The 17,722-nt window shown below is 62.7% G+C and carries 15 protein-coding genes and 1 tRNA gene; 8 read left to right on the plus strand and 8 right to left on the minus strand.

Annotation, left to right across the window (positions count from 1 at the left end):
• Positions 1 to 35 precede the first annotated feature (35 nt).
• Both rpoH and mtgA read left to right on the plus strand, forming a co-directional pair.
• Positions 36 to 950 (plus strand): RNA polymerase sigma factor RpoH, encoded by a 915-nt coding sequence (gene rpoH / locus ACODSR_RS15025; RefSeq protein WP_119746033.1) that lies wholly within the window; start codon positions 36 to 38, stop codon positions 948 to 950.
• Between the two features lie 101 nt (positions 951 to 1,051).
• Positions 1,052 to 1,747 carry a monofunctional biosynthetic peptidoglycan transglycosylase gene (gene mtgA, locus ACODSR_RS15030; protein WP_489077470.1) on the plus strand — a complete coding sequence of 232 codons (696 nt, stop codon included), beginning with the start codon at positions 1,052 to 1,054 and terminating at the stop codon, positions 1,745 to 1,747.
• 52 nt (positions 1,748 to 1,799) lie between these two features.
• Here mtgA and ACODSR_RS15035 read toward each other — a convergent pair whose 3' ends face one another.
• The 6 genes from ACODSR_RS15035 to ACODSR_RS15060 all read right to left on the minus strand — a co-directional run bounded on the left by ACODSR_RS15035 (position 1,800) and on the right by ACODSR_RS15060 (position 9,720).
• A complete protein-coding gene (locus tag ACODSR_RS15035) occupies positions 1,800 to 4,349 on the minus strand; it encodes a TonB-dependent receptor (protein ID WP_489077471.1) in 2,550 nt (849 codons plus the stop codon).
• Positions 4,350 to 4,715: 366 nt separating this feature from the next.
• Positions 4,716 to 5,984, minus strand: coding sequence for an ATP-dependent Clp protease ATP-binding subunit ClpX (clpX, locus tag ACODSR_RS15040; RefSeq protein ID WP_037491445.1), 1,269 nt, complete (start codon positions 5,982 to 5,984; stop codon positions 4,716 to 4,718).
• A gap of 140 nt (positions 5,985 to 6,124) precedes the next feature.
• Positions 6,125 to 6,760: an ATP-dependent Clp endopeptidase proteolytic subunit ClpP gene (gene clpP, locus ACODSR_RS15045; RefSeq protein ID WP_294132082.1), complete on the minus strand. Its 636-nt coding sequence runs from the start codon at positions 6,758 to 6,760 to the stop codon at positions 6,125 to 6,127.
• An 89-nt stretch (positions 6,761 to 6,849) separates the two neighbouring features.
• Positions 6,850 to 7,827: a glycosyltransferase family 2 protein gene (locus tag ACODSR_RS15050; RefSeq protein ID WP_489077472.1), complete on the minus strand. Its 978-nt coding sequence runs from the start codon at positions 7,825 to 7,827 to the stop codon at positions 6,850 to 6,852.
• Between the two features lie 144 nt (positions 7,828 to 7,971).
• Complete coding sequence (tig, locus tag ACODSR_RS15055; protein ID WP_489077473.1) at positions 7,972 to 9,576, minus strand: trigger factor; 1,605 nt, start codon at positions 9,574 to 9,576, stop codon at positions 7,972 to 7,974.
• A 59-nt stretch (positions 9,577 to 9,635) separates the two neighbouring features.
• Positions 9,636 to 9,720, minus strand: a tRNA-Leu gene (locus ACODSR_RS15060).
• A gap of 127 nt (positions 9,721 to 9,847) precedes the next feature.
• Between ACODSR_RS15060 and ACODSR_RS15065 the strand changes: the two genes are divergently transcribed.
• The 3 genes from ACODSR_RS15065 to ACODSR_RS15075 all read left to right on the plus strand — a co-directional run bounded on the left by ACODSR_RS15065 (position 9,848) and on the right by ACODSR_RS15075 (position 11,774).
• Positions 9,848 to 10,045: a hypothetical protein gene (locus tag ACODSR_RS15065; RefSeq protein ID WP_489077474.1), complete on the plus strand. Its 198-nt coding sequence runs from the start codon at positions 9,848 to 9,850 to the stop codon at positions 10,043 to 10,045.
• Between the two features lie 177 nt (positions 10,046 to 10,222).
• On the plus strand, positions 10,223 to 10,828 hold the full coding sequence (locus tag ACODSR_RS15070; protein ID WP_217671941.1) for an RNA polymerase sigma factor: 606 nt from the start codon (positions 10,223 to 10,225) through the stop codon (positions 10,826 to 10,828).
• A complete protein-coding gene (locus ACODSR_RS15075) occupies positions 10,746 to 11,774 on the plus strand; it encodes a FecR family protein (protein ID WP_489077515.1) in 1,029 nt (342 codons plus the stop codon). The genes ACODSR_RS15070 and ACODSR_RS15075 overlap by 83 nt, the downstream gene beginning before the upstream one ends.
• Before the next feature lie 143 nt (positions 11,775 to 11,917).
• Here ACODSR_RS15075 and ACODSR_RS15080 read toward each other — a convergent pair whose 3' ends face one another.
• Positions 11,918 to 12,619 (minus strand): NAD-dependent deacylase, encoded by a 702-nt coding sequence (locus ACODSR_RS15080; RefSeq protein ID WP_489077475.1) that lies wholly within the window; start codon positions 12,617 to 12,619, stop codon positions 11,918 to 11,920.
• A 108-nt stretch (positions 12,620 to 12,727) separates the two neighbouring features.
• Between ACODSR_RS15080 and ACODSR_RS15085 the strand changes: the two genes are divergently transcribed.
• Together ACODSR_RS15085 and ACODSR_RS15090 are read left to right on the plus strand one after the other, a co-directional pair.
• Positions 12,728 to 13,999: an ammonium transporter gene (locus tag ACODSR_RS15085; RefSeq protein ID WP_489077476.1), complete on the plus strand. Its 1,272-nt coding sequence runs from the start codon at positions 12,728 to 12,730 to the stop codon at positions 13,997 to 13,999.
• Between the two features lie 5 nt (positions 14,000 to 14,004).
• Positions 14,005 to 14,850: a glycosyltransferase family 2 protein gene (locus tag ACODSR_RS15090; protein WP_489077477.1), complete on the plus strand. Its 846-nt coding sequence runs from the start codon at positions 14,005 to 14,007 to the stop codon at positions 14,848 to 14,850.
• A 140-nt stretch (positions 14,851 to 14,990) separates the two neighbouring features.
• Here the strand turns inward: ACODSR_RS15090 and ACODSR_RS15095 are convergent, their stop codons facing one another.
• Positions 14,991 to 16,325: an MFS transporter gene (locus ACODSR_RS15095; protein WP_489077478.1), complete on the minus strand. Its 1,335-nt coding sequence runs from the start codon at positions 16,323 to 16,325 to the stop codon at positions 14,991 to 14,993.
• Between the two features lie 164 nt (positions 16,326 to 16,489).
• Between ACODSR_RS15095 and cyoA the strand changes: the two genes are divergently transcribed.
• Positions 16,490 to 17,620: a ubiquinol oxidase subunit II gene (gene cyoA, locus ACODSR_RS15100; RefSeq protein WP_489077479.1), complete on the plus strand. Its 1,131-nt coding sequence runs from the start codon at positions 16,490 to 16,492 to the stop codon at positions 17,618 to 17,620.
• The last annotated feature ends 102 nt before the right edge of the window (positions 17,621 to 17,722 follow it).

A 17,722-nucleotide genomic window follows, 5' to 3' on the forward strand; every position in this document is an offset into this window, starting at 1 on the left:
GTCCCGCCGCGCATGAAAGGGAAAGGTGAAGCGACATGGCCAAGACGAGCAATGTCCCCGCGGTTCCGGCGCTGGGCGGTGAAGCCAGCCTCAACCGCTATCTCTCGGAAATCCGCAAATTTCCGCTTCTGACGCCTGAGCAGGAATATATGCTCGCCAAGCGTTATGAGGAGCATCAGGACCCTGAGGCTGCGGCCCAGTTGGTCACCTCGCATCTGCGCCTCGTGGCGAAGATCGCGATGGGCTATCGTGGCTACGGCCTGCCGGTCAGCGAACTGATCTCCGAAGGCAATATCGGCCTGATGCAGGGCGTGAAGAAATTTGAGGCCGAACGCGGCTTCCGCCTGGCAACCTACGCCATGTGGTGGATTCGCGCCTCGATCCAGGAATTCATCCTGCGCAGCTGGTCGCTCGTGAAAATGGGCACCACCGCGTCGCAGAAGAAGCTGTTTTTCAACCTGCGCCGGATGAAGAATAATATCGAAGCGTTTGAGGATGGTGACCTGAAGCCGGAGGATGTGACCAAGATCGCGACCGATCTGGGCGTGTCCGAACAGGATGTCGTGTCGATGAACCGCCGCATGGCGATGGGCGGCGACACGTCGCTCAACGTCCCCATGCGCGAGGATGGCGACGGCCAGTGGCAGGATTGGTTGCAGGATACCGATCCGTTGCAGGATGAGCGCGTTGCCGAGGAACAGGAACGCACCCAGCGCCACGAAATGCTGGTCGAGGCGATGACCGACCTCAATGACCGGGAAAAGCATATCCTGGCCGAACGGCGTCTGGCCGAAGAACCCAAGACGCTGGAGGAACTGAGCCAGGTCTATGGCGTATCGCGCGAACGCGTCCGCCAGATCGAGGTCCGCGCCTTTGAAAAGCTGCAAAAGGCGATGATGCGGATCGCCGGTGACAAGCTCAGCCACATGGCCCGCTTCGCCGCCGCCTGATCGGTTAGAAAGAAGTCGAAAAGACGTCGGGAGCAATCCCGGCGTCTTTTTTATGCGTGTCCCGCTTGAGCGGAAGCCATCGGGCGCGTTACGCTGGCGGCATGACCGCCAGACCCGTATCCTCCCGCCGCCGTTCACGCTGGATCAGCATCCCTTTCAAGCTGCTGATCGGCTTCATCATCCTGTCGCTGCTGATGGTGACGCTCTACCGCTTCGTGCCCCCGCCGGTGACGATGACCATGCTGCTCGACACCAATGGCATCACCAAAGACTGGATGAGCCTGGACGAGATCGACCCGGATATGGCCCGCGCAGCAATTGCGGCGGAGGACGGCAAATTCTGCACCCATCATGGCTTTGATGTCGATGCCATCGCCAAGGCAGCGATCCACAATGCCAGCGGCGGGCGGGTGCGCGGCGGATCGACGATCAGCCAGCAGACCGCCAAAAACGTGTTCCTGTGGCAGGGCGGCGGCTTCGTCCGCAAGGGGTTCGAGGCCTGGTTCACTATGTTGATCGAGGCGATCTGGGGCAAAAAGCGGATCATGGAAGTCTATCTGAACGTCGCGGAAACCGGCATCGGCACCTATGGCGTGCAGGCGGGTGCGATCCGCTATTTCAAACATGGCGCCGGCCGCCTGACCCGCGCCGAAGCCGCCCGTATCGCCGCCATCCTCCCTCTTCCCAAACGCCGCGCCGCTATAGCCCCCAGCGGCTTCACCCGCCGCTACGGCAATACGATCGCCGCCCGTATCGGCGCGGTGCAGCGCGACGGGCTGGACGCCTGCCTCAAATGAAAAAAGGCGGGGATCGCGCCCCGCCCTTTCGCGTTGTCGATGATCGATCGGATCAGAAGCTGACGTGCAGCGAACCCGATACCGCGCGCGGCGAACCGATCTGGACGAAGCCGGGGCTACCATAGGCACCCGTCGCCAGTGTGATCGACTGGTTCAGACCACCGCCGAAACCGCCGACATAGAATTTGTCGAACAGATTGCTGACGTTGAGCTGGAAGTAGGTGTCTGGCACGCCGAAGCGGGCCAGCGAGATACGGGCGTCCAGATCGACCAGCGTGTAGGACGGAGCCGCCGCGCTGTAGATTTGAACCGGAGCCGCCGTCGTGCCGCGATAGGTCGGCAGATTGGTGTCATAGACATAACGACGACCGGTACGCTTGGCCTGGATACCCAGCGTGACGCCTTCATAATTCACTTCGCCGCGCGCGCCGAGCGTGTAAACCGGCGCACCGCTTTCACGCTTGCCAGCGGTCGGCGCGAACACCGGCGTGGTGACGCCAGCAACGGTGACAGTCCCGATCTGAATATCGTCCTGGATCTTCGACTTGAGATATGAGCCGAACACATAGAGGCTGATATTCTCGATCGGCTGGTAGGACACGCTGCCGTCAAAGCCATATTTCTCGACCTTGCCGAGGTTGCGATAGACGCTGACGTTGAGTTCAGGGTCGAAGGCAGAGGCCAGACGGTTCTTGTAGCTGGTGTACCAGAAGCTGCCCTGCGCCTGGAACTTGCCGGCGCTGTAGCGCGCGCCAAGATCAAAGCTGTCGGTCGTTTCCGGTGCAGGCTGCGCCGATTCATTGTCCTGCGCAAAGAAGAAGGCGTTGTAGAGCGAATCGGTGCCCGGAACGCTCAGACCCTTTGAATAGTTGGCGAACACGCTGGCTTGCGGCGTGATCTTGAAGTTCAGGCCGACGTTGGGCAGCACCTTGTCATATTTGAACTTGCGCGTCTGGGGCGCAGCCCAGGTCGGGCGCAGGGTGCCGGTCGTCGCGGGAATGACGCCGTCGGTGCCGAAACATTCCACGAACCCGGCCGCGCTGCTGGTATAGCAGTTGTTGGTGAGTTTGCGGGTAAAGAAGGGGGCGCGCACGCCCAAATTGACGGTCAGCATTTCATCCATGAACTTGCCGACATATTCACCCGACACCTGATGCAGGATGGCGTAGGACAGGCGATCACGCTTTTGCAGGATAGCACCATTCACGTCAGCCTGCGGATTGTCGACCGCAAACACGTCGATCGTCTCGCCATTCGATCCAAGCAGGCCGACTTCACCGGTCTGACGGTGACGGCCATGGTCGAACGTATAGGCGACACGAACGCGGTGGTTGTCGTTAATGTCGTAGCGCAGCGAACTGATGACCGCGTAACGATCGGTGGTCGTCTGGCTGGGCGACAGGACGTTGACCTGATCCAGAATATCGCCGTCGCCGTTCAGGTCGCGACCAAAATAGGGCGCGCCACCGAAGAAGCCCGCAACATTCTGCGTACCGCTGCCAGCATCAAGGTCAAAGAAACCTTCGCGCGCCGTGCTGGTGCCGCCGCCATTCGCCTTCACATATTGATAGCTGGGATCGACCGTCAGCGTCAGGCTATCGGTTAAGGCAAAGCGCGAATTGATGCGAATATTACCGGTGTTCGACGGGTTGAAGCGATAATCGAACAGCGTGCCGCAGGTTCCAGCGGCCTGCGCACCGGGGCCACCGGCGGGAAGCGTACAGGCCGGGATCGTGTAGAAACGCTCATCCTTGGTGATCGGATAGCGATTGCTCGAACTCGGCCCGGCAACGCGGCCCTGATCGGTATCAACGCGCAGTGGCAGAGAACCGAAGAAGTTGTTGCGGTTTGCGTTCCAATGACCCGCGATCGAAATGAAGTCGCCATTGCTGCCGATCGGCTGATAGATTTTGGCGTTATACTGCTGCTTGTCGATCTGGCCGAAATTGTTGAACACATTGTCGTTGCGGGTGGTGGAGGCGGAGAACCACGCCTTCGTGCCGAACGGGGTGAACACGCCGGTTTCAACCAGGCCGAGCAGGCGGAAAAAGTCATAATCGCCAGCGGCGCCGACCATCGTCACCTTGAAATCGTCCGAACCCTGGATCGAGCGATAGTTGACCGTGCCGCCAGAAGCCGCCGCCGTGGGGCTATCCACGTCGGTCGAACCCAGGTTGACGTTGATTTCCTCGATCAGTTCGGGGTCAAGCTGCTGGTTGGAATAGATGGCATAATTGCCGGTGTCGTTCAGCGGCATACCGTCGAAGGTCAGCGAAACGCGATCCGGGCCAAAGCCGCGAATATTGAGCTGGCCACCGGCCGAACCATAGGGATCGTTATTCTGGAAGCTGACGCCGGGGATCAGGTTGATCGCGTTCAGGATGGTGTTGCCCGAACCCTGCTTGGCGATCAGTTCCTGCGTGATAACGCCCTTGGCCTTGGTCGTGTCGGGCAGGACAACGCCGCCCACGCCCTTGCCGACCTTGGCACCGGTGACGATGATAGTATCTTCAAAATCGATCGAGCCGGTCGACTGGGCGAAGGCGGCGGTGGGGGCGGCTACGGCGATCATCGCGGCGCTGCACATCAGAAATTGTTTCATGTGACCCTTTGTCCCTTGTTCAGGAGCGGCGCTGGAGCGCCCTGCTGTTATGCTCTTGCAAGCCGGAGCCGCCTGTGACGGCCTCTGGCGACGGCCCTGTGATGCTATGGCTGCACTTTTGTTACAATGTACAACAACGCTCGTCACGGTTGCGAACAAAGCAGCTCCATCAAGCGCCGGGTGAGGATCGATCGCGTGTTACACCGTTGTTTTATATATATTTTATGCCATCTCTAGCGCACTATTTGACGGTGGTGCAATTTTGCAACGCAGCAAGAATATTTGCGCGGACGCCGAACAGCACAACGAAAAAGGGGCCAACGGTTGCCCGTCAGCCCCTTTTTCGTCTCTAGCCTGATGATGAAATCAGGCGGCGTCCTCGGCGCGCTTGGCGCTTTCGCTGAACACGCGAATCGGCTCTTTCTTGCCCGCGACCACATCCTTGTCGACCACCACTTCGCCCACGCCCTGCATGGAGGGCAGGTCGAACATCGTGTCGAGCAGGATCGCTTCGAGGATCGAGCGCAGCCCGCGTGCGCCGGTCTTGCGTTCGATCGCCTTTTTGGCGATCGCGACCAGCGCTTCGTCGGTGAAGCTGAGGTCGACATTCTCCATCTCGAACAGCTTGCCATATTGTTTGACCAGCGCGTTCTTCGGCTCGCCCAAAATCTTGACCAGCGCCGACACGTCCAGATCTTCCAGCGTCGCGATGACGGGCAGACGGCCGACAAATTCGGGGATCAGTCCGAATTTCAGCAGATCTTCCGGCTCGCTCGACCGCAGCAATTCCCCGGTCTTGCGCTCTTCGGGCGCGGCGACATAGGCGCCGAAACCGATCGACTTGGCTTCCAGACGGTCACCGATGATCTTTTCCAGACCCGCGAACGCTCCGCCGCAGATGAACAGGATGTTGGTCGTGTCGACCTGCAGAAACTCCTGCTGCGGATGCTTGCGTCCGCCCTGGGGCGGGACGGAGGCGGTCGTGCCTTCCATCAGCTTGAGCAAAGCCTGCTGCACGCCCTCGCCCGACACGTCGCGGGTGATGGACGGGTTCTCCGCCTTGCGGCTGATCTTGTCGATTTCGTCGATATAGACGATGCCGCGCTGCGCCTTTTCGACATTATAGTCGGATGCCTGGAGCAGCTTGAGGATGATATTTTCCACATCCTCACCGACATAGCCAGCCTCGGTCAGCGTCGTCGCGTCGGCCATGGTGAAGGGAACGTCGAACGTCTTGGCCAGCGTCTGCGCCAGCAACGTCTTGCCGCAGCCGGTGGGACCGACGAGCAGGATGTTGGATTTGGCGAGTTCCACCTCGCCCGGCTTGCTGCCATGGTTCAGCCGCTTGTAATGATTATGGACCGCAACCGACAGGACACGCTTCGCCCGGTTCTGGCCGATCACATAATCGTCCAGCACATCGCAGATTTCCTGCGGGGTCGGCACGCCGCCATCCTTCTTGCCGACAAGACCGCCCTTGGTCTCCTCGCGGATGATGTCGTTGCACAGCTCGACGCACTCATCGCAGATGAACACGGTCGGCCCAGCGATCAGCTTGCGCACTTCATGCTGCGACTTGCCGCAGAAGGAGCAATAGAGCGTGCTCTTGGAATCGGAGCCGGTAAGCTTAGTCATTCGCCAATCTTTCTTCCCTGCCGGTTCAACAATCACCAAAACCGCATTCCGGCGCGGGTATTCTGGTCCATATTCATCCTAGACCGTGGCGCGCCGGTTTCACAAGGGGTGAAAGTAGCGCGCCCCGGTAAAGATGGGCTTTAAGAGTCGCTGGCTTCGGGCAGCGCAGGCCGTTTGCTGAACACTTCATCGACCAGACCGAAGGCCTTGGCCTCATCCGCTTCCAGGAAGGTGTCGCGGTCCATCGCCCGCTCGATTTCTTCCAGCGGCTTGCCGGTATATTCGACATACAGATCGTTCAGGCGACGGCGGATACGCAGGATTTCCTTGGCCTGAATCTCGATGTCGCTGGCCATGCCCTGCGCGCCGCCCGATGGCTGGTGGATCATGATGCGCGCATTGCCGAGTGCGATCCGCTTGCCCGGCTCACCGGCGGCGAGCAGGAAGCTGCCCATCGACGCGGCCTGACCGATGCACACGGTGCCGACCTGGGGACGGATATATTTCATCGTGTCGTGGATCGCCATGCCCGCCGTCACCACGCCGCCGGGCGAATTGATGTACATCCAGATGTCCTTCTTCGGATTTTCCGATTCGAGGAACAGCAGCTGGGCGACGATCAGCGAGGCCATATGATCTTCCACCTGGCCGGTCACGAAGATGATCCGTTCACGCAACAGGCGCGAGAAAATGTCGAAGCTGCGCTCGCCACGGTTCGACTGCTCGATAACGATAGGAACCAGCGCGGCCATGGGATCATGCATGATGTTGGTCATTTTGCTCTTTCAGTCAGGTGCTTTTGCCCAACCCCTACATCGGCACAAACGGCAAATGGTTCAAGGGGGCGTGTGGGAAGGAAGCCGGTTCAGTCGCGCCGGGCGAAGTCGGATGGCGCGCGGAAGCCCAGATAAGAGAGCCGCCGCACCTCCCGCCGCCCGCGCACCACGGTATCGAGGATGAGGCCGCACATGCCCGACAGGGTCGCCAGGATCATGAGGCCGGTGACCAGGATGGCGGTCGGGAAACGCGGCACCAGCCCCGTATCCATATAGGTGACGATCAGCGGTGCGGCCAGCCCCAGCCCCAGCGCCGCCAGAAACGCCGCAATGACCCCGAAGAACAGGATCGGCCGCTCGATGCGGTAGAGGGTGAAGATGGTGCGCAGGATGCGGAAACCGTCGCGATAGGTGGAAAGCTTGCTGACCGATCCTTCGGGCCGTGCGCCATAGGCTGTCACGACTTCGGCAACCGGCATGGCGAGTTCGAGCGCATGGACGCTGATCTCGGTCTCGATCTCAAAGCCTGCGGACAGCACCGGGAAACTTTTGACGAAGCGGCGGGAAAAGACGCGATAGCCCGACAATATGTCGGTGAAACTGCGCCCGAACAATTGCTTGAGCAGGCTGGTCAGCGCCCAGTTGCCCAGGCGATGGCCGGGGCGATAGGCTTCCTCCGCCTCCGACTTGCGGCAGCCGACGACCATGTCGAGATTATCCTCCAGCATGGCCGCGACCATCGCGGGGGCCGCTGCGGCCTCATAGGTCGCATCGCCATCGGCCATGATATAGATGTCGGCGTCCACATCGGCGAACATCCGGCGCACGACATGGCCCTTGCCCTGCTGGGACACGCGGCGAACGATCGCGCCTGCTCCCCGCGCCAGATCCGCGCTGCCGTCGCTGCTGTTATTGTCGAACACATAAATGTCGGCATGGGGCAGCGCGCGGCGGAAATCCTCCACCGTCTGCACGATCGCGCCTGCTTCATTATAGCAGGGCAGGATGACCGCGATACGCGGTACTGCCAGCCCGCTGTCGCTCGTCATGGCGGGAAATTCCTTCATCGGCCTTACGATCCTGCTGCTTTCCGTGCCGAACGGCATGGACCGACAGGGTTAATATTTCCTCTGCCATGCCACCTGCGAAATGAAAAGCGCCCGTGCCTCCTGTCGGAAGCCGGGCGCTTGTTCATAGCATTGCAGCCTGGCTTATTCAGCCTTGGCGGCGGCCTTTTTGGGAGCAGCCTTCTTCTTGGGCTTTTCCTCGGCAGCAGCGTCCGCGGCGGGCGCTTCGGCTTCCGCCTCGGCAGGGGCAGCCTTCTTGGCGGCAGCCTTTTTGGGCTTGGCCGGCGCTTCCTCGGCTACCGCTTCGGCGTCTGCGGCAGGTTCGGCAGCGGCCTTCTTGGGCGCAGCTTTCTTGGCCTTGGGCTTTTCGTCATGGTCATGGCCGCAATCGGGGCCGTGAACGTGGGGCTTGATGTCGCCATCTTCGGCTTCGATCGCCGCTTCCAGCTCTTCCTTGGTCACGGCGCGGTCGGTGACTTCGGCCTTGTCGAACAGGAAGTCGACAACCTTGTCCTCATAGAGCGGCGCGCGCAGCTGGGCGGCGGCCATCGGGTCCTGACGGACATATTGCACGAAACGCTCACGGTCCTGCGGACCGTACTGCTGCGCGGCCTGCATGATCAGGCGGTTCATTTCCTGGTCGCTGACGGTCACGCCATTGGCCTGGCCGATTTCAGAGAGCAACAGGCCCAGGCGAACGCGACGCACGGCGATGGCGCGATAATCTTCCTTCTCGGCTTCCATTTCGGCGATCGCGGCGGCCGGATCTTCCTCATGGGTCGCTTCATGCTGAAGCTGCTGCCAGATCTGCTCGAACTCGGCTTCGACCATGCTCGGCGGCACGTCGAAGTCATGGGCAGCGGCCAGCTGATCGAGCAGCTTGCGCTTCATATGGGTGCGGGTCAGGCCATTATGTTCCTGCTCGATCTGGCCCTTGAGCAGATCCTTGAGCTGGTCGAGCCCTTCCAGACCCAGCGACTTGGCGAAATCATCGTCCAGCTTGGGCTTGTCGCCGTCCAGGATCGACTTCACCTTGATGTCGAAGGTGGCGAGCTTGCCGGCCAGATGCTCCGCGCCATAATCTTCGGGGAAGGTCACTTCGATGACCTTCTCTTCGCCCTTCTTCACGCCGCCCAGCTGCTCCTCGAAACCGGGGATGAACTGGCCTGCGCCGAGCTTCAGCTTAACGTCCTCGGCCGCGCCGCCCTCAAAGGCTTCGCCGTCGACCTTGCCCAGGAAGTCGATGACCAGCGTGTCACCGTCCTGCGCGACATGATCGTCGCCCTTTTCTTCCAGCGCGCCCTGCTGCGTGGCGATGCGGCCAGCGGCCTCGTCAACCTGTGCGTCGGCGACTTCGACAGTCAGCCGTTCCAGCTTGATGCCTTCGACGCTGGGTGCGGCGATTTCGGGAAGCACTTCGAGCGCAACCTTGATTTCCGCGTCCTTGCCGAACTCGAACCCTTCGTCCAGCTCGACCGAAGGCTGCATCGCAGGACGCAGCTTCTGGTCGGCGATCAGTTTCTGGATGCTTTCCTGAATGCTGTTGTTGAGCGCGTCGCGCTGGAGCGCTTCGCCATGCATTTTCTTGACGAGATTGGCGGGCACCTTGCCAGGGCGGAAGCCGGGCATCCGCACCTGCGGGGCCATGGCCTTCACTTCCTTTTCCACTCGCGCGTCGATATCCTTCGACGTGATGGTGACAGTGTAGGCGCGCTTAAGGCCCTCGTTCAACGTCTCGACAGTCTGCATCTCTTCTCTCAAACGCTTTCTTCAGCTGAATTTCGATGGCGCTGCCGCGGGCGGCATACTGGTGCGGGCGAAGGGACTCGAACCCCCACATCTTGCGATACCAGAACCTAAATCTGGCGCGTCTACCAGTTTCGCCACGCCCGCATCGGTCGCCGGTCGGCGCGGCATAGAGAAAAGCGTGAGCAAGGGCAAGGGATAGTGAGTCGGGTCGCGGAACCGGCGTGATGGCCCATGCGTAACCTGTTCACCCCCTTAACAGAGAGAGGCAGACATGGCCACCCAGCCCGACCCCACGCCCAACCCGGATGGCGTGCCCCCGCCCGACATCATCGACCCGCAGTCGCCGCCCGAAACTCCCGCGCCCGCGACTCCAGAAGAATTGCCTATAACCGAGCCGGACGAAATCACCCCGGTCGGCCCCGATTATGACCAGCCTGACAGCGCCCCTGCCGAAGTGCCACCCGACTGAGCGCAATTTTCCGTCTCCAGCGCAACATATCCACAACTTATATGCCCGGTGGTGGAACCTTTTTGGTTGATCGTTAAAATATGATGGTTCCGCCGCTGGACAGACCCCTGCAAGCATGATTGAATTGTTACAAATAAAAATCACGGAGAGGCGCGGCTGACAAAATAGGGGGTCGACGTGCATAGGGTTCGCGCAAAGCTGGAATGGTTCAAAACCGTCATCCTGCCACAGGAAGCCGCGCTGCGCGGTCGCTTGCGACGCATCTTGCCCTCCACCCATGAACTGGACGACATGGTCGCCGAAGTCATGACTCGCGCCTATGCCACGGAAAATTGGGAAAATGTGACGACGGGCCGGGCCTATCTCTTCACCATCGCCCGCAACCTCGTCATCGACACCGCCCGCCGTAACAAGGTGGTCAGTTTTGAAACCATGGCCGACCTCGAACTATTGGGCGGCGAAAACACGATAGAAGCGCAACTGCACGCCCGCGAAGCGCTCCGCCAGGTACAGGTCATCGTCGAGTCGCTGCCCGTTCAATGTCGCCGCGTTTTTATTCTTCGCCGCATCCACGAAAAATCGATGCTGGAAATAGCGGAGGAGATGTCCCTATCCGTTTCTACTGTTGAAAAACATCTGGCCAAAGCCATCGCGATAGTTATGCGGGCCTGGGCAGAACGTGAGGAAACGGATTTCGAGCGTGCAGGGGTCGGGGCCAGAATCAAGCTGCGGGACCAGGGCCGCGATCGAAGCGGAAGCAGCGCGCCTGCTGGCCAGGCTTAACAGCGACCCCAGTCCGCAAGACGAAGCCGATATTTGCGACTGGGTCGAATCGGACCCCCGCCACGCCGTCGCCTTCGCCCGTGCCGAAGCCGCATGGGAAGCAGCCGAGCGACTGAAAAGCGCCGCCGCCGACGTCACCCTGCCCCCGATGGCGCAGATCGTCAGCGAAGAACAGCAGCGCCGCCTGTCGCGCAACATCATGGTCGCCGCTGCCGTCGCGGTCATGCTCTTCATCGTTGCCGCGATCGTCACCGTCCGCACCTTCAGCGGGGTCGAACGCTATCAGACCGGCATCGGCCAGATTCGCGACATCGCGCTGGAGGACGGATCGACCCTGCACCTCAACAGCGACAGCGAGGCGGAAGTCCGCTTCACCGACAATGGCCGCAAGGTGCGCATCCTGAAGGGCGAAGCCTCCTTCGACGTTGCGCGCGACCCCGATCGCCCGTTCGATGTCGAAGCGCGATCGGCGGTCATCCGCGCGGTCGGCACCGCCTTCAACGTGCGGATGCGTCCGTCGATCGTCGAACTGACCGTCACCCACGGCACCGTGACCGTCCATTCGGGCGACAATGTCCAAAAGCGCGTGAACGCGGGCAGCGGCGCGGTGATCCAGCCGCGCACCATCGCGCTCACCCGGCTGGACCCGAAGCTGGTCGGCCAGCGCACCGCCTGGCGCGAACAGATGGTCGAACTGGACGGCGAAACGATCGAGCAGGCGACCGGCGAGTTCAACCGCTACCGCACCGCGCCGATCCTGATCGGCGACACGCGCGTATCGGCGCTGCGCATCGGCGGCCGCTTCCGCATCAGCGACAGCCGCGAATTCCTCTCCGCCCTGCAACTGAGCCTCCCCATCCGCGCGGTGACGGGCGAGGATGGCTCCGTCATGCTCCTCTATCGCGACGACGAGCCGGACATGGTGGAGAATGAGGTGGGGTTGTGATGGCGTCAGAAGACTGACACAAAATCCGTTCGCCCTGAGCGAAGTCGAAGGGCTCTGCTGAGCCGCAGGCGAAGCCCCTTCGCGACGCTCAGGAGAAGGCTTCGACTTCGCTCAGCCCGAACGGGTGTCAGTGTGATGACGCCCTACCCCAGCAACTCCCGCACCATCTCCGGCACCAGCACACTCGCCGGGCCAAGCCGCGTTTCCTCGAAATAGGTGCTGCCCGCCGAAGGATCGAGATTCAGCTCCAGCGTCCGCGCGCCGACATGGCGGGCGGTCTGGACGAAACCGGCGGCGGGATAGACCGCGCCCGATGTGCCGATCGACACGAACAGGTCCGCGCGGCGCAGCGCATCGTCGATCGAGTCCATCTCATAGGGCATTTCGCCAAAAAACACGATGTCGGGCCGCAGCTTCGGCCGCCCGCAACCGTCGCAGGCCGATCCGGGCGGCAGCGAACCGGTCCACGCCACCGCCTTCCCGCATCCCGCGCACAGCGCCGATCGCAGCGCGCCATGCATATGGATCAGCCGCTTCGCCCCCGCCCGCTCATGCAGGTCATCGACATTTTGCGTGACGATCAACAATTCCCCCGGCCACGCCCGGTCGAGCGCGGCCAGCGCCTCATGCGCGGCATTGGGCGCGACCTCGTCCAGCTTCGCCCGCCGCTCGTCATAGAAGCGATGCACCAGCGCGGGATTGCGCGCGATGGCTTGCGGCGTGCAGACATCCTCGACCCGATGCCCCTCCCACAATCCATCCGGCCCGCGAAAGGTGGCAAGCCCGCTTTCGGCGGAAATGCCAGCGCCAGTCAGGATGACGATGTTGCCTATGTCCAGCTTCATGTCGCCAGCCTAGCCAAAGCCCGCCGCCAACGCCATGGTCCTGCTTATCGAAGTCTTTACCCCGTCCGGGCTAGACCCCGACGCATTATAAAAGCCGGAACATGCCCCATGCGTTTTGCCCTGACCCTGCCCCTGATCGCCGCCCTCGCGCTGCCGCAGCCTGCCTTTGCGCAGGTCGCCGCCGCCGATAGTGGCGATACCGGCTGGATGATCCTGTGCGCGCTGCTGGTGTTGCTGGCCGCGCTGCCGGGGCTGATGCTGCGCCACGCCGGGCAGGTCAATGTCCGCAATGCCCTGTCGGTGATGACGCAGGGCGCAGCGGTGGCGGCGGTCGTTTCGCTGGTCTGGGCCATTGCTGGCTACTCTATCGCCTATGCACCGGGCAGTGCCTGGCTGGGCGGTGGCGCTAACCTGCTGCTCGCCAATCTGGGGCAGTTGCGGGAGGGGATGACGGTGCCTGAATCCGCCTTCGTCCTGTTCCAGATGGCGCTGGCGCTGCTCGCCGCCTGCCTGCTGATCGGCGCGGTGGCGGAGCGGGTGCGGCTGGGCTGGCTGGTGGGCTTTGCGCCGCTCTGGCTGCTGCTGGTCTATGCGCCGGTCGCTCATGCGGTGTGGGGCGGCGGCTGGCTGGCGGACCTTGGCGTGCTGGATTTTGCCGGCGGGCTGGTGGTGCATGGCGTGGCGGGTTTTTCCGCGCTGACGCTGGCACTGATCGCCGGGCGGCGGCGTGAAGCGTCCGACCCCGGCCATGCCCCGGTATTGAGCCTGGCGGGCGGTGCCTTGCTGTGGGTCGGGCTGTCAGGCGTGGTCGGCGGTTGGGCATTGGGCGCGACCGATGATGCCGCGACCGCCATCCTGAACTATCATTTTGCCGCCTGTGCCGCTGCCCTGGTCTGGGCCTTGCTCGACCGGTTGCTGGGCGCGCGCACCAGCGCCACCGGCATCCTGTCCGGCGCGCTGGCAGGCATCGCCGCGATTTCCGCCAGCGCCGCTTTGGTCGGCACCGGCGGCGCGATGATGATCGGTGTGATCGCGGCACTGATATGCCGCCTTGGCAATGGTTTGGCCGGTCGCTGGATCGACGATCCGGCGAGTGTGTTCGTGGTCCACGGACTGGGCGGGCTGACCGGCATCCTGCTGCTCCCCATCTTTGTCCTGCCGCTGCTCGGCGGGGTAGGCTATGAAATGCCGGTCAGCCTGACCGCCGCGCTGCTCAGCCAGGGCATCGGCCTTGTCGTGGTCGCGCTGTGGGCAATGATCGGCACCGCCATCGCCGCGCTGATCGTGTCGATGGTCGTGCCGATGCGGGTCAGCGCGCAGGAGGAAGCCGATGGTCTCGACGCCAGCCAGCATGGCCAGCAGGGCTGGGATTTCCGCTAAACGCCATGAGCGTCGCCGTCGCCATCTTCGCCCATCAGGAAGAAAAGCGGATCGCCGCCTGCCTTGGCTCGCTGCCGCTCGACCGGGCGGACACGCTATTCCATGTGCTGGTCAACGGCACGACCGACGCCACCGTGGCGCGGGCGCAGGAAGCGGCTGGCGGGCGGGCCAATGTCATCGTCCATGACATCGCTACGGGCGGCAAGTCGCGCACCTGGAACCATCTGGTCCATGACCTGCTGACCGGCGATGAGGACGCCGTCATCTTCATGGATGGCGATGCCGAAATACAGGCCGGGTCGATAGACGCACTGGTGGCAGACCTTGCCGCCAACCCTCATGCCAATGCCGCCGCCGGGATGCCGGTCAATGGCAGGATGGCGGAAACCTATCGCCGCGATTTGCGCACGCAGGGTGGATTGTTCGGTGATCTCTATGCGCTGTCGGGCCGTTTCGTCGGCGCGATCCGCGCGCGCGGGCTGCGCCTGCCCGACGATCTGATCGGCGACGATGGGCTGGTCGCGGCCTGGGCGCATAATGATTTGCAGAGGGACAGCGGCTGGGATGTCACCCGCATCGTCGCCTGCGAAGGTGCGGGCTTTGTCTGCGAACAGGTCAGCCTCACCCACCCCTCCACCTGGCGGATGCAATATAAGAGGCTGATCAACTATTCGGTGCGCTTTTACCAGAACCGGATCGTGTCCGACATCATGACGCGCGAGGGACCGGACGGCCTGCCCTCGCGCCTCGCCAGCCTCTATCCCGACTGGCTCCCCCGCTTCCGCCCGCGCCGCGGCATCAGCGCCTGGTTCGACCGCAAGGCATTGGCGCGGATGCGGAACGCGGTTTAGACCAAGCTGCAATGATCTCCTCCCCCTTGAGGGGGAGGTTGGGTGGGGGTGTACCGCCGCCAGTGTGGACGCTCGGCTTCGCCTCGCTCCCCCCCCCCCCGGCCCCTCCCCGCCGGGGAGGGGAGATAAAGGCATAATCGTTAGCGGTCCTTGCCCGCGAGTTCCTTGTTCACGAACAGCGCAAAGCCGGTCACCACTGCACCCGACAGCAGATAGGCGCCCGACGCGGCCAGCCCGAACTCCGCCGAAATCGCCAGCGCGACCAGCGGCGCAAAGCCTGCGCCCACCAGCCAAGCCAGATCCGACGTCAGCGCCGACCCGGTATAGCGGGTCGCGGTGCGGAAGTTGGAGGCGACCACGCCCGACGACTGGCCGAAACTCAAGCCCAGCAGAATGAAGCCCAGCACCATGAAGGCGACCTCGCCCAGATCGCCGCCATTGAGCAACAGCGGCGCGGCGACGGCGAAGAAGCCAATACCGACCGCCGAATAACCCAGCAACCGGCGACGGCCGATCATGTCGGCGACGAAGCCCGACACGATGATCGCCAGCACGCCGACGCAGGCACCGATCGCCTCGATCACCAGAAACCGCTCCAGCGGCTGGTCGGTGTAAAGCGCGATCCACGACAGCGGGAACACAGTGACCATGTGGAACAGCGCGAAGCTGGCCAGCGGGGCGAAGGCACCGATGACGATGTTGCGCCCTTCGCTGCGGATGGTCGGGATCACCGGCGAAGGCTGGAGTTCGCGCGTCTCATACAGCCGCGAAAATTCCTCCGTCACGACGATCCGCAGCCGGGCGAACAGCGCGACCACATTGATCGCGAACGCCACGAAGAAGGGATAGCGCCAGCCCCAGCTCAGAAAATCGGCGGGCGACAGGGTGGACAGGAAGAAGGCGAACAGCCCCGCCGCCACGATCAGCGCCAGCGGCGCGCCGAGCTGCGGCATCATCGCATACCAGCCGCGCTTGCGCTGTGGCGCGTTGAGCGAGAGCAGGGACGCCAGCCCATCCCATGTGCCGCCCAGCGCCACCCCCTGCCCCGCGCGGAAAAGCGCCAGCAACAGGGCAGACCAATGACCGATGGTCGCATAGCCCGGCAGGAACGCAATCGCCGCGGTCGATCCGCCGAGCAGGAACAAGGCGATGGTGAGCTTCACCCCCCGCCCATAGGCGCGATCCACCGCCATGAAGATGAACGACCCGATCGGCCGGGTGACGAAGGCCAGCGCGAAGATGGCGAAGGACCAGAGCGTGCCCATGAGCGGCGAGAGATAGGGAAAGACATGGGCGGGAAAGACGATGCAGGAGGCGATCGCATAGACGAAAAAGTCGAAAAACTCCGACGTCCGCCCGATGATGACGCCGATGGCGATCTCGCCGGGTGCGATCTTCTTGGCCCCATGCGCATGAAGATTGCGCACGTCATGTTCCGCCTGCGTTTCGTTGGGCGTTGTCGTCGCGGATGTCATGGCGTGGAACGGGCCTTCATGCTGCGGGAACGATCATCCGCCGCACTTCGTTGCACGGCGAATCACCCCTTGGTCAAATAGTGCCATGCCCTATTTCGCAGCCGCGCAGGGATAGGACAAAAGGTCCAATGTCGCCCCGGTAACTTCCTGACTAGACGGAGGCCATGATCGCTCGACCGCCTGCCAAAAGCCGCGCAATTCTGCGCCGATTCGCGCCCCTGCTGCTGTTGCCATTGGGGGCGTGCAACTGGGTGGTGATGGCCCCGTCCGGCGACGTTGCGATGCAGCAACGCGATCTCATCCTGATCGCGACCGTGCTGATGCTGCTGATCGTGCTGCCGGTGATGGCCACCATCGGCTGGTTTGCTTGGAAGTATCGCGCCAAAGCGCAGGCCGCCGATTATGATCCCGATTGGGACCATTCGACCAGCCTGGAACTGCTGATCTGGTCCGCGCCGCTGCTCATCATCATCGCGCTGGGGGCTGTTACCTGGACCAGCACCCATCTGCTCGACCCCTATCGCCCGATCGAGCGACTGGACGCGCAGCGCAAGGTGGATCCGGCGGCCAAGCGCTTGCAGGTCGAGGTTGTCGCGCTCGACTGGAAATGGCTGTTCATCTACCCGGAGCTTGGCATCGCGACCGTCAATGAACTGGCCGCCCCGGTCGATCAGCCGATCGAGTTCAAAATCACCTCCGCCTCGATCATGAACAGCTTTTTCGTGCCGGCGCTGGCGGGGCAAATCTATGCCATGCCGGGGATGCAGACCAGCCTGCACGCGGTCGCCAGCAAGCCCGGCAGCTTCGATGGTTTTTCCGCCAACTATTCGGGCGCGGGCTTTTCCAACATGCGCTTCAAATTCCACGCCATGGACCAAAGCGGCTTTGCCCAGTGGGTCGCCCGCGTGAAGGCCAGCGGCAAGCCGCTCGACCGCGCCACCTATTTGAAGCTGGAACAGCCCAGCGAAAAGGTGAAGCCGACCTATTTCGCCAGCGTCGAACCCCGCCTGTTCCACGCCGCGCTCAACTTGTGCGTGCAGCCGGGCAAGCGCTGCATGGACGCGATCATGATGACCGACAGCCAAGGCGGCGCGGGCAAGGAATCGGCCCGCGACACCGCTGGCCTGCGCCATGACGGCACGATCGACGTCGGCGGCTATCACCCGGTCGAACCCGGCAAGAAGGGCGAGATCGCCCAGCCAGCGGGCATGACGCCAGCGGCAGAGCGCACGCCTGCCGAGCGCGGCAAACAGGCACCGGGGCAGCAGGATCATGAGGGGCATCATGGCATGTAGCGCTTATTCACCCCTCCCCTTCAGGGGAGGGGACGGGGGTGGGGGCTTGCCGGATGACACCGCATCTGCCTCATGCCCCCACCCCAACCCCTCCCCTGAAGG

The sequence above is a fragment of the Sphingobium sp. FG125 genome, from assembly GCF_057809795.1.

Bases quoted from the DNA above. Each gene is read 5' to 3' on its own strand.
- rpoH (WP_119746033.1), top strand. From the start codon at position 36: ATGGCCAAGACGAGCAATGTCCCCGCGGTTCCGGCGCTGGGCGGTGAA.
- mtgA (WP_489077470.1), top strand. From the start codon at position 1,052: ATGACCGCCAGACCCGTATCCTCCCGCCGCCGTTCACGCTGGATCAGC.
- ACODSR_RS15035 (WP_489077471.1), bottom strand. From the start codon at position 4,349: ATGAAACAATTTCTGATGTGCAGCGCCGCGATGATCGCCGTAGCCGCC.
- clpX (WP_037491445.1), bottom strand. From the start codon at position 5,984: ATGACTAAGCTTACCGGCTCCGATTCCAAGAGCACGCTCTATTGCTCC.
- clpP (WP_294132082.1), bottom strand. From the start codon at position 6,760: ATGACCAACATCATGCATGATCCCATGGCCGCGCTGGTTCCTATCGTT.
- ACODSR_RS15050 (WP_489077472.1), bottom strand. From the start codon at position 7,827: ATGAAGGAATTTCCCGCCATGACGAGCGACAGCGGGCTGGCAGTACCG.
- tig (WP_489077473.1), bottom strand. From the start codon at position 9,576: ATGCAGACTGTCGAGACGTTGAACGAGGGCCTTAAGCGCGCCTACACT.
- ACODSR_RS15065 (WP_489077474.1), top strand. From the start codon at position 9,848: ATGGCCACCCAGCCCGACCCCACGCCCAACCCGGATGGCGTGCCCCCG.
- ACODSR_RS15080 (WP_489077475.1), bottom strand. From the start codon at position 12,619: ATGAAGCTGGACATAGGCAACATCGTCATCCTGACTGGCGCTGGCATT.
- ACODSR_RS15085 (WP_489077476.1), top strand. From the start codon at position 12,728: ATGCGTTTTGCCCTGACCCTGCCCCTGATCGCCGCCCTCGCGCTGCCG.
- ACODSR_RS15090 (WP_489077477.1), top strand. From the start codon at position 14,005: ATGAGCGTCGCCGTCGCCATCTTCGCCCATCAGGAAGAAAAGCGGATC.
- ACODSR_RS15095 (WP_489077478.1), bottom strand. From the start codon at position 16,325: ATGACATCCGCGACGACAACGCCCAACGAAACGCAGGCGGAACATGAC.
- cyoA (WP_489077479.1), top strand. From the start codon at position 16,490: ATGATCGCTCGACCGCCTGCCAAAAGCCGCGCAATTCTGCGCCGATTC.